The organism is Rhodoferax sp. (genome assembly GCF_028689305.1).
Lineage (GTDB): Bacteria > Pseudomonadota > Gammaproteobacteria > Burkholderiales > Burkholderiaceae_C > Rhodoferax.
The window spans coordinates 1-13,294 of record NZ_JAQTWM010000019.1 but is presented as its reverse complement, the minus strand read 5'-3'; the positions used below and the strand labels follow the sequence as shown (position 1 = coordinate 13,294).

The window sequence follows — 13,294 nt, the reverse complement described above, 5'->3', positions numbered from 1 at the left end:
GGGGCATGACGACCAGGTGGTGGTGGTCACCCCGCTGTGGCCCAACCTGGTGGAGATACCGAAGATTCTGGGCGCGCGGGTGACCACTGTGAGCCTGGACTTTGACCAGCGTGGCTGGCATCTGGATTTGGACAAGCTGCTGGCCGCATTGACCCCTGGCACCAAGGCGCTGATGATCAATTCACCCAACAACCCCACCGGGTGGACGATGTCGGCGCAGGACCAGCAAGCGGTGTTGGCCCATTGCCGCAGGCACGGCATCTGGATCATTGCCGACGATGTGTATGAGCGGTATTACTTTGACGGTGCTTGTGCCCCATCGTTTCTGGACATGGCCGACCCACAGGAGCGGGTAGTCAGCTGCAATTCGTTTTCCAAGGCCTGGCTCATGACCGGCTGGCGCATTGGCTGGATGGTGGCGCCCACGACCTTGCTCGCCGACATCGGCAATTTGATTGAGTACAACACCTCTTGCGCGCCAGCCTTTGTCCAGCACGCGGCGCAGTATGCGATGGTCAACGGTGCCACATCGGTGCAGCGCACGGTGGTGCGGCTGAAGCAGGCGCGTGACCACCTGGCAGGTGGTTTGGCAACCATCCCCCAGGTACGCCAGGCGCCAGCGCCGACAGGGGCCATGTATGCATTTCTCAAGATTGACGGGGTGACGGATAGCCTGGCGTTTTGCAAGCGGCTGGTCAACGAAGCCGGGCTGGGTTTGGCGCCCGGGGTGGCGTTTGGCCCGGAAGGCGAGGGGTATCTGCGCTGGTGTTTTGCCAGCAGCCATGAGCGGCTGGATGAAGGTGTCAGGCGCTTGGGGGTTTTTCTGGCCAGCCAGGGTTGACCTCGGTTCCGCCGCCTCGGGTTGGGGTTTTTGCATGAAAAATCACCCTCTAGCCCAGGTATTGATTGCCTAATGTGCTATATAAATAATAGCAATTCAAGGCATGAAATTCGTAACACGGCTATTGACGGGGAGCACCCGGCGGCCGGGGTGGCAGGAAATGCAAGCTGTTACGCAACTTGCAAAACCAGTGGAGACTTGGAGCGCCATCGCCTTTAGCATGAAGTTTTAAAGGAAATTGCAACATGGCCATGTCCCCCAACTTCTTCAACAAACGCGAACCGCAAGCCCCTGCCACACGTCCTGTCGTGCCCCTGCCGCAAGCCGCTGGTTATGGCCCGTCGGCCAACGCGGAGGCCCTGCCTGCGGCGAGCCCGGCCCAGGGTGGACAAGCAACACCCGCCAGGGAAGGCGGCAGCAAACTCACCGTGGGACCCAACATCAAGCTCAAGGGCGTGGAAATCACCGATTGCGACACGCTGGTGGTGGAAGGCCTGGTGGAGGCGACCATGGACTCCCGGGTGATGGCTATTGCCGAGCAAGGCGCTTTCAAGGGGTCGGCCGAGATTGATATCGCCGAGATTCGGGGTCAATTTGATGGCGATTTGACGGTGCGCCAGAAGCTGGTGATCTACGGCACCGGCAAGGTTAGTGGCAAGATCCGCTACGGCAACCTGGTCATTGAAGAAGGTGGGCAACTCAGTGGCGATATCCAGTTTGGCGCCCTGCCAATTCCCAGGCCTGCCAGCGGGGAGAAACCGGCGCTGGCCGTTGCGGGTTGAGGTGATTTCAGGGTAACTTGGCCCCTCAGGCTGCCAACGGTTCGGTCGCCGGTATCACGGGTCATGCGGGTGGCGGTGATGGATGTCCGGATAGTGTGGGTGGCTGTGCGTCTGCACTTCATGCTGATGCCGGTGGCGGTGCGGTTCGCGGCCATCCCAAGCAAAGTCATGGACATGCTGGTGATGGGCATCGTGCCGGTGGGGGTGCTCGTGGGTTAGCGCCGTGTGGGTGTGGCGATGGGCGTGATGTTCGCTCAAATGCAGCCAGACACCAACCGCCATCAGGGCCATCGCCAGCCAGAAGATCGCGTTCACGGGGTCGCCAAACAGGGTGGTCGAGAGGGCTGCACCTACAAACGGGGCGGTTGAAAAATAGGCCGCAGTGCGCGCTGTTCCCAGCCCACGCAGGGCGATGACGAACAGCACCAGACTCAGACCATAGCCCAGAAAGCCGATCAACATGGCCACTGACAACTGGCTGGCACCGGGCCAGCTCGCCCCCAGTGCCAGGCCCAGACTGGTGTTGATGCCGCCAGCCACCAGCCCCTTGCTGCCGGCAATGAACACGGCGTCCGATGCCGACACTTTGCGCGTGAGGTTGTTGTCGATGGCCCAGGCCAGGCAGGCCCCGGCCAGCGCCAACGGGCCGATCAGGTCCACCGACATGTGGCCACCGGGCCAGGCCAGCACCACGCTGCCAGCCACGATCAGTGTCATGCCCAGCACGATGCGCTTGTCGGTGCCTTCCTTGAACAGCAGCCAGGCCAGCAAGGCGGTGAACACCGCCTCCAGATTCAGCAACAGTGAGGCGGTGGCGGCACTGGTGCGCGCCAGCCCCACCATCAGCAGCAGCGGCCCAAGTACCCCACCGCTGGCCACGGCGCCCAGCAACCACGGCCATTCATGGCGCGGCAGTGCGGGCGATGTCCAGCCCCGGTCGCGCAACAGCCGTGTCAGCGTCAGCCCCAGGCCGCTGCCCAGGTACAGCAGTCCAGCCAGCATGAAGGGGGAGACGTTTGAACCATCGCCGAGCAACTGCTTGGCAAATGGCGTGCTGGCGCCAAACAGGATCGCTGCCCCCAGGGCGCAGGCGGTGGCGGAATGCAACTGGTTCATGGTGGCCATTGGCGTGAAGGTGATGGCAGATCAGGTCTCATGGCGTTGCAGCGTCTTGAGCTTGCGGTACAGCGAACGCTCGCTGATGCCCAATTGCGCCGCCAGTTCGGCCCGGCTGCCCGAATGTGTTTTGACAATGTCTTGCAGTGTGGCGCGCTCGACCGACTTGAGCACACCGGCCGTCGCTGTTGGCAGGCGGGTGCTGCTGAGTCCGTCCGGTCCTTGCCGCAGCGACGCTGGGCCGGGCGTGGTAGGACGGCGGCCTGAGCGCAGGGCCTGTTCCACATGTGAGGCCTCCAGCGTGTCACCATCACACAGCAGCGCCGAGCGCTCCAGCAGGTTACGCAGTTCGCGCACATTGCCGGGATAGTGCTGCGCCTGCAGCGTGGTGAGCGCACTTTGGCTCAGGTTGAGCTTGCGCTGCCCAGCCACCCGTTGCAGCAGCGCGGTTGCCAGCAGGGGGACGTCGTCACGGCGTTCACGCAGGGCCGGCAGATGGATCGGAAAGGTGCTCAGGCGGTAATACAGGTCTTCGCGGAACAGGCCTTGTGCCACCATGTGATCAAGGTTGCGGTGGGTGGCAGAGACCACCCGGATGTCGGCATGGCGCTGCTCGGTGCTGCCCACACGCCGATAGGTGCCGGTTTCCAGCAGGCGCAGCAGCTTGACCTGCATGGTCAGCGGGATGTCGCCCACCTCATCGAGAAACAGGGTGCCGCCGCTGGCGGCTTCAACCAGTCCGCCGCGGGCGGTATTGGCCCCGGTAAAGGCACCGCGCTCATGACCAAACAACTCGGATTCGAACAGGTTTTCCGGCAGGCTGGAGCAGTCCACCGGCACCAGGGCGCGGCTGGCGCGTGTGCTGGCTTCGTGGATGGCGCGGGCCACCAGCTCCTTGCCGGTCCCCGATTCACCGAGCAGCAATACGGTGGCCATGGCCGGGGCCACACGGGCGACCAGGGTCAGCATGTGCTGGAAGGGGGCCGAGCGGCCAATCAGCCCGTGTGCGCCGGCCTGCCCCTGCGCCACGCGCAAGGGTTCCATCCGTTCCACAAAAAAGGCTTGTTCGCCGGTGCCGTCAAGCAGCGGGGCCAGTTCGATGTTGACGTATTCCTCCCCTTTGGGGGTGTGGTGCAGGTGCAGCACACGTTCACGCTGGCCGGATTCCCGCGCCTTGACCAGCGGGCAGGATTCACCGGCCTTGTCACAGGGCACGCTGAAGTGGTGCGACACCTCATAACAGGTGCGTCCGACCACACTGCGTTCCGGGCTGAACTGGCGCCGGTAAGCCGCATTGGCCGCCAGGATCCGGTACTGGGTGTCAAACAGGATGTGGGGCTCCGGCAGGCCCTCCAGAAAGGACATCAGTTCAGGCAAGGGTTTCATGCACAGGACTTTGGAGTTCAAAGAAATCAGTGTATGCCAATGTCTGTCAAGCTGCCATATTTGACAGTTGCGCGCCGCTGAGATTTTCAGAGCATGTCATCGACCCTGCACAGGCACCAATCACGTTACGATGGAGTGAACGAAAGGCAGTCACGGGACCGAAGATGTGTTGGCGTCCCAGGAAATACGCATGAGTGCAAATATGACAATCACACCTTATGAGGTTTTGGGTGGCGAGGCGGGCATCCGAAACTTGGTCACCCGCTTCTACGCGTTGATGGACGAATTGCCGGAGGCCCACGCGGTGCGGCAGATCCACCCGGAGAGTCTGGCAGGCAGCGCTGAAAGCCTGTTCGAGTTTTTGTCTGGCTGGTTTGGCGGCCCGGCGCTTTATATCGAGAAGAAGGGGCATCCCCGTTTGCGCATGCGCCATGCCCCCTATGAGGTGAGCCCCGCTCGGCGTGACCAATGGATGTTGTGCATGACCCAGGCGTTGACCGAACAGGTGCCCGACCCGGCCTTTCGGGCTTGGCTGATCGAGACCTTTGCCAAGATGGCTGAACATCTGGTCAATACATCGGAGGCGCCGGAGTGTCATGCTGACATGACAAAAACTGCCAAAAATGACAGTCATGATGGATCGTGATTCGTTGTAAGTTGTTGATTTTTCTGGATGAATGGCTGTGTTTGTGGTGGCACGGTTCTTGATTGACAGGTCGCATCTGCAGAGGAGTTGACATGACCGGGTGCCATCAGAAGATCACTAAAATTCGTTCAGACGGGAGCGTCTGAGATGTATTTCCGGATCTTGAATGACGAAGCCAGCGGCGAGTTGACCTATTTGCTGGCTGATCTGTCGCAGCGCGAGGCGGTTTTGATTGATCCGCATGCGCGGGACTTGCCGGTATTGGCGGCCTTGTTGTCCGAGCGGGAGCTGCGTTTGCGTTGGGTGCTGCGTACACATCACCATGATGCTTTGCACATCAGCGAGCCGGAACTGCTGGCGCGATTGGGGGCGCCTCTGGTTCAGGGGGATACACCGGACAGTTTGGTTGGGTACGATGGCCGCGATGGCGCGGTGTTGCCGTTTGGTGACGAGTTGATTCATGTCGTTTCGACACCCGGTCACACGCGAACCTGTTTGAGTTTTGGCTGGCGCGACAGATTTTTTTGTGGGGGTTTACTGGCCGTCATGTCTTGTCCGCATCAGCCACGCCCACAGGCGCCAGAGGCTTTGTGGGACAGTGTGACCAGGAAAGTTTTTACCTTGCCGGATGAAACCCTGCTGTTTACCGGACATGAACGTCGTGCCCGGGCCGTGAGCACGGTGCTGGAGCAACGGCGCTGGCACCCGTTGTTTGCAGGGTTGACACGCGATGAATTTCTGATGCACATGGCGTCAGGGTCGGAGCAACAGATACTTACAGCTACTTTTTGAGGAATGTCCATGAATGCCGAAAACGAAGAAGTCAAAAAAGTGATTCCGATCACGGCGGTGGAGCCGGATGAGGAAATGGTGTCCCTATATGCCGCCCACCAGAAAATTTATCCGCGCAGTGTCAAGGGACTCTTTGCCAAATGGCGCTGGATCATGGTCTGGGTCACCCAGATCATTTTTTACGGACTGCCCTGGATCGATTGGGGGCAGCGTCAGGCCGTGCTGTTTGACCTGAGTGTGCGGCGCTTTTATATCTTTGGTCTGGTGCTGTACCCGCAGGATCTCATCTATCTGACGGGGTTGCTGGTCATTTCTGCGTTGTCACTGTTCCTGTTTACGGCGGTGGCTGGCCGTCTCTGGTGCGGTTATGCCTGTCCGCAGACGGTGTACACCGAGATATTCCTATGGATTGAGAAGATGGTGGAGGGGGACCGCTCGGCGCGCATGCGGCGTGATGAGGCCGACATGTCCCTGGAAAAGTTCAGCCGCAAATTTGCCAAGCACTTGATCTGGTTGGTTTTTGCCGTCTGGACCGGTTTTACTTTTGTGGGTTATTTCACTCCGATCCAGGTGCTTGGGCAGGAAGTGATGGCGTTGAACCTGGGATCCTGGGAAATTTTCTGGGTCGTCTTTTACGGCTTCGCCACCTATGGCAATGCTGGCTTCATGCGTGAACAGGTGTGTAAACACATGTGTCCCTACGCCCGCTTCCAGAGCGCCATGTTTGACAAGGACACCCTGATCGTGACTTACGATGCCGAGCGTGGTGAGCCGCGTGGTGCGCGTTCCAAGAAGGCTGATCTGGCCAAGCTCAATCTGGGTGCCTGTGTGGACTGTAGTCTGTGTGTGCAGGTCTGCCCGACCGGCATTGATATCCGTAATGGCTTGCAGTACGAATGTATTGGTTGTGGTGCCTGTGCCGACGTTTGCGATACGGTGATGGACAAGGTCGGTTATCCGCGTGGACTGGTCAAGTATTCGACCGAAAACGCCATGAAGAACCACTGGACCCAGAAGCAGACGCTGCGTCATGTGTTCCGTCCGCGGATCTTGGTCTATACCAGCATTCTGACGGCGATTGTGTTGGCGATTTTTATCAGCCTGGCTGTGCGCACCCCGTTCAAGGTGGATGTGGTACGTGATCGTGGTGTCATGGCACGTGTGGTGGAAGCCGGCAAAACCGAAAACGTGTTCAGGCTACAGATCATGAATGCGGCTGAATCCGATCAGCGTTACCGCATCACGGTGACCGGTTTGCCGGGACTGGTGATCACGTCGGATGACACGATCATGGTGCCGTCGACCGAAGCCCGGACCGTGCCGGTGCGGGTGCAGATACCGCCGGGGGCGGTTGAACCAGGTTCGCACAAGTTCCATTTTGTGATTGAGGCCTTGGGCACCGACATCTCGATACGCGAAAAGTCCAAGTTCATCATGCCCCGGTAACGGGTGGTTGTAGTCTGCGCGACAGCATGCTGACCGGGATTTTGCTGGGGACCCTGATCGGTCTGGTCTTGGCCCTGACCGGCGCGGGTGGCGGGGTGTTGTCGATCCCGCTGTTGGTATTTGGTCTGCACTTGTCGGTGCAGCAGGCTGCGCCCATTGGTTTGCTGGCGGTGTTTGCGGCGTCCTTGTTGGGGGCGGTGTTGGGCTTGCGTCAGGGTGTGGTGCGCTACCGCGCCGCTGCCTTGATGGGGACGATGGGCATGCTGGTGGCGCCGCTGGGCCTGTTGTTGGCACAGCGTCTGCCCAATCGGCCTTTGCTGGTGGCTTTTGCCATGGTGTTGATGTACTCCGCCTGGCGCACGCTGGGACATGCAGCACGCGGCGCAGACGCCAAAACCGCAGCGCCTTGCTTGGTGAACCCGCATGATCAGCGGCTGACTTGGACGCGTTCGTGCGCGCGCGCCTTGGCGGGCACCGGCCTGATCTCTGGCCTGCTCAGTGGCCTGTTGGGGGTGGGGGGTGGTTTTGTGATCATTCCCGCGTTGTCCCGTTATACCGATTTGACCCTTCGCAGTGTGCAGGCCACGTCTTTGGCCGTGATGGCTCTGGTGTCCTTGAGTGGGGTGTCCTCTGCCGCCTGGCAAGGTGCGTTGTCCTGGGACATTGCCTTGCCTTTCACGGCTGGCGCTGTGGTGGCGTTGCTGGCTGGCCGGCAACTGGCCAATCGGCTCGATCCGGTGCGGTTGAGTCAGGTTTTTGCCTGGTTTTGTGTCGGGGTCGCTGCGCTGATGCTGAGCCGTGCAGTCGGTTTGATGCCGGGCTGATGAGCGGCGCTGCCGCCTACAATTCGCCTGAACAACAGGTGGCATCATGAGAATTTTGATTTCCAACGACGACGGCTTTCAGGCGCCCGGGATTGTGGCGCTGTATGAAGCGCTCAAAGACATCGCCGAGGTGGAAGTGGTTGCCCCGGAGCTAAACAACAGCGCCAAGTCGAATGCGCTGACGCTGCACTCCCCTTTGTATGTGCACCGGGCCGGTAACGGTTTTCGCTATGTCAACGGCACGCCGGCTGACTGTGTTCACATTGCCTTGACGGGTTTGCTGGATTACCGGCCTGACCTGGTGGTGTCTGGCATCAACAATGGCGCCAACATGGGGGACGACACCATTTATTCGGGCACGGTTGGGGCGGCCATGGAGGGTTATCTGTTTGGTATTCCATCGATCGCGTTTTCCCAGGTTCAGAGAGACTGGCTGCATCTGGACGCCGCTGCCAGCAAGGCGCGCGAGCTGGTCCTGCAAATGTCCGAACAAAACCTGCTGGGCGGCGGCGCCTGGTTGCTGAACGTCAATATTCCCAATTTGCCCGCCGACCAGATTGGCCGTGTCAAACTTTGCCGGCTTGGGCGTCGTCATTCGGCCGAGGCGGTGATCACGCAGCAAAGCCCGCGTGGTGACACCATGTACTGGATCGGGGCGGCGGGGCCGGCCAAGGATGATGCCGACGGTACGGATTTTCATGCGACGGCCCAAGGACACATTGCCATGACGCCACTGAAGGTGGACCTGACTGACCACGAGTATTTGGGCTACTGGGCACAGACGACATCCAGACTGTCGGCAGGGATGGGCCAGGCCTGATGGTTGACAGCCACCGGTCCCAACCCAAGAAGCGCCCGGGATTTCCGGCAAGTCTGGAGCTGGCACGCCCGACAGGGGGGCTGCCAGCGGCGTCTGGCCATCGTGTGGTGAAAGTGGCTGCGCCTGCGCCCCTGGGGTTGGGAATGGACTCCAGCGCGGTGCGACACAGCATGGTGACCAAGCTGGCCCGGCAAGGCATTTCTGATCCCCAGGTATTGTCGGCCATGGGGACGGTGGAGCGCCACCGCTTTGTGGATTCGGCACTGGTCAACCAGGCCTACGAGGACACCAGCTTGCCCATTGGGCTGGGGCAGACCATTTCCAAGCCTGGGGTGGTCTCACGGATGCTGGAGTTGCTGCGCCAGGGCAGTGCAACACGCCTGGGGCGGGTGCTTGAAATTGGCACGGGTTGCGGTTACCAGGCCGCGGTGCTGAGTTTGCTGTGCACCGAGGTGTATTCGATCGAGCGCTTGCGCGGCCTGCATGACAAGGCCCGTGACAACTTGCGGCCCTTGCGGTTGGCCAATGTTCATCTGCTGTTTGGCGACGGCATGGTGGGTTATGACAAGGGGGCACCGTACGCCGGCATCATTGCGGCGGCTGGTGGCGAGGCCCTACCGCAGTGCTGGCTGGATCAGCTGGCCGTGGGTGGACGACTGGTGGCGCCGGTGGCAGCCGGTGCCAATAGCCCGGGGCGCCAGGCGCTGGTGGTGGTGGATAAAACGCCGCAGGGCCTGCGTCAGACGGTCATGGAGGCGGTGCACTTTGTCCCCTTAAAATCCGGCATTGCTTGACAGGGGTTTGTATGACACGTTTGAATCAACGGTTCGGTTTTGGTCTTCTTGTGCTTGCCTGGGTGGCAGCGATGCTGGCTGGATGCAGTTCGACGAGCTTGAACCGGGCACCTGTTGAGGACCGTCCGGCCCGTGCGCCGGCATCGACGCCGGCACCGGCAATTTCAGTGACCCCCCTCCCGGCTGCTGCACCGGTGGCTGTCAAGCAGCCACAAGGTTTTGAGAATGCGGGCAAGCCTGGCTATTACACGGTCAAGCCCGGCGACACGTTGCTGCGGATTGCGCTGGAAAACGGCCAGACCACGCAGGATATTGCCCGCTGGAGTCAGGTGGAAAATCCGAACCGCATTGAGGTCGGCCAGGTCCTGCGGGTGGTTCCACCACTGGGCAGCAACGAGGTCGTGGTACGTCCGGTGGCCAAACCAGGCGCGGTGGCAGCAGCGTCCAGCCCGGCCGCAGCGTCATCCGGTGCCGCATCCAGTTCTGCCCCCGCTTCACAACCTGCTGCAGCGGACTCCGACATCACTTGGGTCTGGCCTGCCAGTGGTGCGGTTCTGGCCGGCTTTGACGAAGTCAAGAACAAGGGCCTGGACATCAGCGGGAATGCGGGTGATCCGGTTCTGGCGGCAGCCGATGGTCGTGTGGTGTATGTGGGGGCCGGTTTGCGTGGTTATGGCAACCTGATCATTCTCAAACACAACAATGTTTTCCTGACGGCGTACGCTCACAATCAGACGCTGCTGGTCAAGGAGGATCAGTCGGTGCTGAAGGGGCAGAAGATCGCCCAGATGGGCAACAGTGATGCTGACCGGGTCAAGCTGCATTTTGAGGTGCGTCGCCAAGGCAAACCGGTGGATCCTGCCAGGTATCTGCCAGCCCGCTAACTTGCTTGCCGGCCTCCTGCATGGGCGGCCGGGTCGAGCATTCTTACCAATTCAAAGCGAATGATTGAAAAAACTCAGGCGCCTGTTGCCAGCGCCGTTCCTGACGACTGGTTGTGGGTTGAATCGCTCGACCTGGATGCCCAGGGCGTGGCTCACAAGGCTGATGGCAAGGTGGTGTTCATTGAGGGGGCGTTGCCATTCGAGTATGTCAGCGCCAACGTCAATCGCCATAAAAACAACTGGGAACAGGGCACGCTGACCACGATTCACCGGTCATCGTCCCAACGTGTGGAGGCGGGCTGTCCCCATTTTGGTCTGCATACTGGCGCCTGCGGCGGCTGCAAGATGCAGCATCTGCACAGCAGTGCCCAGGTCGCGGTCAAGCAGCGCGCCCTGGAGGACAATCTGTGGCATCTGGGCAAGGTCAAGCCCGGGCAGATCATGCGCCCGGTCGAAGGTCCCACTTGGGGTTATCGTTATCGGGCCCGTTTGTCGGTGCGCCATGTCCGCAAGAAAGAAACCGTGCTGGTCGGTTTTCATGAGCGCAAGAGCCGTTATGTGGCCGACATGGGGGTCTGCCCGGTGTTGCCGCCACAGGTCAGCGCCATGTTGATGCCATTGCGGGCGCTGATTGTGTCCATGGATGCCGTCGAAACCTGTCCACAGATTGAGTTGGCCTGTGGAGACACCGTGATCGCCCTGGTGCTGCGTCATCTAGAGCCGCTGAGCTCAGCCGATCTGGCCCGTTTACGGGCTTTTGCTCAGCAGCATGGCGTGCAGTGGTGGTTGCAGCCCAAGGGGCCGGAAACGGTGCATCTGCTCGATGACGGCGGGGAAACGCTGAGTTATGCCTTGCCTGAGTTCGGCATCGTGATGCCGTTCAAGCCGACGGATTTCACCCAAGTCAATCCACATATCAACCGGGTGCTGGTGTCACGGGCGCTACGTTTGTTGGAGGCACAACACAACGAGCGGGTGATCGACTGGTTTTGTGGCCTGGGCAATTTCACCTTGCCGATCGCGACGCAAGCGGCTGCGGTGCTGGGCGTGGAAGGCAGCGAGGTGCTGGTCGCCAGGTCACGCGAGAATTACCAGAAAAATTGTGCTCTAGCCCGGACCAATCGGCCTTTGTGTGCTACTGAATTTGTAGCAAGAAATTTGTTTGAAATGACCCCGGCCATGTTGATTGCTGATGGCTATGCGGACCGCTGGCTGGTGGATCCGCCACGTGAGGGCGCGTTTGCCTTGGTACGCGCCTTGGCGGACCTGCACCAACAGCGGCTGGGCGCTGCTGACGTCGTGCCCACGCCCGGGGCAGAACACTGGGCGCCGCCGAAACGCATTGTTTATGTCAGCTGCAACCCGTCTACGCTGGCACGGGACGCTGGTTTGCTGGTGCACCAGGCAGGGTATCGGTGCAGCGCTGCCGGGGTGGTGAACATGTTCCCGCACACAGCACACGTCGAGAGCATGGCGGTTTTTGATCTGGTATCGTGACCAACGCCGCTGGAGCGCTAAAACCATCCGATATCAGGCCATGGTGCGCGGCTGACCGGTGTCAATGGGCCGCCGGTTTGGACTTGGGTTTGGTTTCTTCGATCACTTCTTCTGCTCGGGGTGCGGAGGCGGCGGTAGCTGCAGCAGGCGGTGTTATTTCGGGGCGCAGCCCTTCGAGCTTGTTCTCCCGCATGTAGGCGTCCATTTCCAGCCAACCAGCGTAAATAGACGCCTTGTTGACGCCTTTGTTCAGGGTGTAGCAGTCTTCAATGCTGCGCAGACCATGTCGACAGGCGCCGCCAATGGCTTTGGCATCAGCCTCTTTCTGGGCAATCCGGGGGTCTGGCCCCAGGCCCAGCATGTCACAGGCTGACAGCAGCAGGGCTGTGAGGAGGATCAGCAGGTGTCTGGACATGAATGGCATTCAGAGGGAGGGGAATGGTCAACGGGATTATGTGCACAATTCGATCACAGCGAAGCTCGAATTAAGCAAGAAAAAAGGCCCGAATGGGCCTTTTGTTTGGGCGATAAGGCGGCTGGCCATCAGTCGCGTTCGCCGCCCATGATGCCTAACAAGGCCAGCAGGCTCTGAAACACATTGATGATGTCCAGATACAGAGCCAGTGTGGCACTGATGTAGTTGGTTTCACCGCCATCCACAATGCGTTTCAGGTCATACAACATGTAGGCGCTGAAAACACCAATGGCTGCCACCGAGATGGCCATCATGCCGGCAGTGGATCCGACAAACACATTGATGATGCCGCCCACCATGATGGCCAGGGCACCCACAAACAACCACTTGCCCATACCAGAGAGGTCACGTTTGATGACGCTGGACAGGCTGGCCATGACAAAAAACACGCCAGCCGTACCGCCAAAGGCGGTCATGATCAAGTCAGGCCCATTCTTGAAGCCCAGCACCATGGCAATCATGCGCGACAGCATCAGCCCCATAAAGAAGGTAAATCCCAGCAGCACGGGCACACCAGCGGCTGAATTCTTGGTCTTTTCAATGGCGAAGATGAAACCGAATGCGCCACCGAGGAAAACGATCAGACCCAGCCCACCCGTCATCGATCGGGTGATGCCTGTGGCCACGCCCAGCCAGGCACCCAGCACGGTGGGGATCAGGCTGAGAGCCAGCAACCAGTAGGTGTTGCGCAGTACCTTGTTGCGCTGTTGCGCGTCAACACTGTAGCCATAGCCGCGGTCAATGGATTGAACATGATCGGACATTGTCTGACTCCTTTTTGTCTGTTGATCAAAAACCTCGGCGCATTTTAAGCATCGTCTCTCCTGACAGGCATCTTTTGGTGCCGGGTTCCTACTTTTTATGTGGCTACTGGTGAGTTGGCCGGCAGCCGACATCGGGGGCAGGAGGGCGTTATGCTCACAGATTTGAATGGAAGGAGACCTTCATCGTGAATACCAAACCGTTTCTGGAACTGTCGGATGTCAAGATC

14 protein-coding genes are annotated in these 13,294 nt (G+C 60.0%); 10 read left to right on the top strand and 4 right to left on the bottom strand.

Features of this window, described 5'->3' with window-relative positions:
* Both PHW99_RS06075 and PHW99_RS06070 read left to right on the top strand, forming a co-directional pair.
* A partial coding sequence (locus PHW99_RS06075; protein WP_300174779.1) for a pyridoxal phosphate-dependent aminotransferase occupies nt 1-841 on the top strand: 841 nt, incomplete at its 5' end.
* 245 nt (nt 842-1,086) lie between these two features.
* Nucleotides 1,087-1,623, top strand: a complete 537-nt coding sequence (locus tag PHW99_RS06070; RefSeq protein ID WP_300174777.1) for a polymer-forming cytoskeletal protein — start codon at nt 1,087-1,089, stop codon at nt 1,621-1,623.
* Between the two features lie 54 nt (nt 1,624-1,677).
* Here PHW99_RS06070 and PHW99_RS06065 read toward each other — a convergent pair whose 3' ends face one another.
* On the bottom strand, nt 1,678-2,739 hold the full coding sequence (locus PHW99_RS06065; RefSeq protein ID WP_300174776.1) for a DMT family transporter: 1,062 nt from the start codon (nt 2,737-2,739) through the stop codon (nt 1,678-1,680).
* 30 nt (nt 2,740-2,769) lie between these two features.
* Nucleotides 2,770-4,125, bottom strand: a complete 1,356-nt coding sequence (locus PHW99_RS06060; RefSeq protein ID WP_300174775.1) for a sigma-54-dependent Fis family transcriptional regulator — start codon at nt 4,123-4,125, stop codon at nt 2,770-2,772.
* A gap of 202 nt (nt 4,126-4,327) precedes the next feature.
* On the opposite strand from PHW99_RS06060, the gene PHW99_RS06055 reads away from it, so the two are divergent.
* The 8 genes from PHW99_RS06055 (at nt 4,328) to rlmD (ending at nt 11,828) form a co-directional block, all read left to right on the top strand.
* Nucleotides 4,328-4,771, top strand: coding sequence for a group II truncated hemoglobin (locus PHW99_RS06055; RefSeq protein ID WP_300174774.1), 444 nt, complete (start codon nt 4,328-4,330; stop codon nt 4,769-4,771).
* A 147-nt stretch (nt 4,772-4,918) separates the two neighbouring features.
* Complete coding sequence (locus PHW99_RS06050; protein ID WP_300174772.1) at nt 4,919-5,563, top strand: hypothetical protein; 645 nt, start codon at nt 4,919-4,921, stop codon at nt 5,561-5,563.
* 9 nt (nt 5,564-5,572) lie between these two features.
* On the top strand, nt 5,573-7,009 hold the full coding sequence (gene ccoG / locus PHW99_RS06045) for a cytochrome c oxidase accessory protein CcoG (RefSeq protein ID WP_300174771.1): 1,437 nt from the start codon (nt 5,573-5,575) through the stop codon (nt 7,007-7,009).
* 26 nt (nt 7,010-7,035) lie between these two features.
* Nucleotides 7,036-7,833, top strand: a complete 798-nt coding sequence (locus tag PHW99_RS06040) for a sulfite exporter TauE/SafE family protein (protein ID WP_300174769.1) — start codon at nt 7,036-7,038, stop codon at nt 7,831-7,833.
* A gap of 46 nt (nt 7,834-7,879) precedes the next feature.
* A complete protein-coding gene (gene surE, locus PHW99_RS06035; protein ID WP_300174767.1) occupies nt 7,880-8,653 on the top strand; it encodes a 5'/3'-nucleotidase SurE in 774 nt (257 codons plus the stop codon).
* The gene (locus tag PHW99_RS06030) at nt 8,653-9,447 is read left to right on the top strand and encodes a protein-L-isoaspartate(D-aspartate) O-methyltransferase (RefSeq protein WP_300174765.1); all 795 of its coding nucleotides are present in this window, start codon (nt 8,653-8,655) and stop codon (nt 9,445-9,447) included. Before surE ends, PHW99_RS06030 begins: the two co-directional genes overlap by 1 nt.
* A gap of 11 nt (nt 9,448-9,458) precedes the next feature.
* On the top strand, nt 9,459-10,331 hold the full coding sequence (locus tag PHW99_RS06025) for a peptidoglycan DD-metalloendopeptidase family protein (RefSeq protein WP_300174763.1): 873 nt from the start codon (nt 9,459-9,461) through the stop codon (nt 10,329-10,331).
* Between the two features lie 60 nt (nt 10,332-10,391).
* Nucleotides 10,392-11,828, top strand: coding sequence for a 23S rRNA (uracil(1939)-C(5))-methyltransferase RlmD (rlmD, locus tag PHW99_RS06020; RefSeq protein WP_300174761.1), 1,437 nt, complete (start codon nt 10,392-10,394; stop codon nt 11,826-11,828).
* A 61-nt stretch (nt 11,829-11,889) separates the two neighbouring features.
* Here rlmD and PHW99_RS06015 read toward each other — a convergent pair whose 3' ends face one another.
* Both PHW99_RS06015 and PHW99_RS06010 read right to left on the bottom strand, forming a co-directional pair.
* Nucleotides 11,890-12,243 carry a hypothetical protein gene (locus tag PHW99_RS06015; protein WP_300174759.1) on the bottom strand — a complete coding sequence of 118 codons (354 nt, stop codon included), beginning with the start codon at nt 12,241-12,243 and terminating at the stop codon, nt 11,890-11,892.
* Nucleotides 12,244-12,371: 128 nt separating this feature from the next.
* On the bottom strand, nt 12,372-13,067 hold the full coding sequence (locus tag PHW99_RS06010) for a Bax inhibitor-1/YccA family protein (RefSeq protein WP_300174757.1): 696 nt from the start codon (nt 13,065-13,067) through the stop codon (nt 12,372-12,374).
* Nucleotides 13,068-13,294 lie beyond the last annotated feature (227 nt).

Bases quoted from the DNA above. Each gene is read 5' to 3' on its own strand.
- PHW99_RS06030 (WP_300174765.1), top strand. From the start codon at position 8,653: ATGGTTGACAGCCACCGGTCCCAACCCAAGAAGCGCCCGGGATTTCCG.
- PHW99_RS06070 (WP_300174777.1), top strand. From the start codon at position 1,087: ATGGCCATGTCCCCCAACTTCTTCAACAAACGCGAACCGCAAGCCCCT.
- PHW99_RS06050 (WP_300174772.1), top strand. From the start codon at position 4,919: ATGTATTTCCGGATCTTGAATGACGAAGCCAGCGGCGAGTTGACCTAT.
- PHW99_RS06065 (WP_300174776.1), bottom strand. From the start codon at position 2,739: ATGAACCAGTTGCATTCCGCCACCGCCTGCGCCCTGGGGGCAGCGATC.
- PHW99_RS06025 (WP_300174763.1), top strand. From the start codon at position 9,459: ATGACACGTTTGAATCAACGGTTCGGTTTTGGTCTTCTTGTGCTTGCC.
- surE (WP_300174767.1), top strand. From the start codon at position 7,880: ATGAGAATTTTGATTTCCAACGACGACGGCTTTCAGGCGCCCGGGATT.
- PHW99_RS06015 (WP_300174759.1), bottom strand. From the start codon at position 12,243: ATGTCCAGACACCTGCTGATCCTCCTCACAGCCCTGCTGCTGTCAGCC.
- PHW99_RS06060 (WP_300174775.1), bottom strand. From the start codon at position 4,125: ATGAAACCCTTGCCTGAACTGATGTCCTTTCTGGAGGGCCTGCCGGAG.
- PHW99_RS06010 (WP_300174757.1), bottom strand. From the start codon at position 13,067: ATGTCCGATCATGTTCAATCCATTGACCGCGGCTATGGCTACAGTGTT.
- ccoG (WP_300174771.1), top strand. From the start codon at position 5,573: ATGAATGCCGAAAACGAAGAAGTCAAAAAAGTGATTCCGATCACGGCG.
- rlmD (WP_300174761.1), top strand. From the start codon at position 10,392: ATGATTGAAAAAACTCAGGCGCCTGTTGCCAGCGCCGTTCCTGACGAC.
- PHW99_RS06055 (WP_300174774.1), top strand. From the start codon at position 4,328: ATGACAATCACACCTTATGAGGTTTTGGGTGGCGAGGCGGGCATCCGA.
- PHW99_RS06040 (WP_300174769.1), top strand. From the start codon at position 7,036: ATGCTGACCGGGATTTTGCTGGGGACCCTGATCGGTCTGGTCTTGGCC.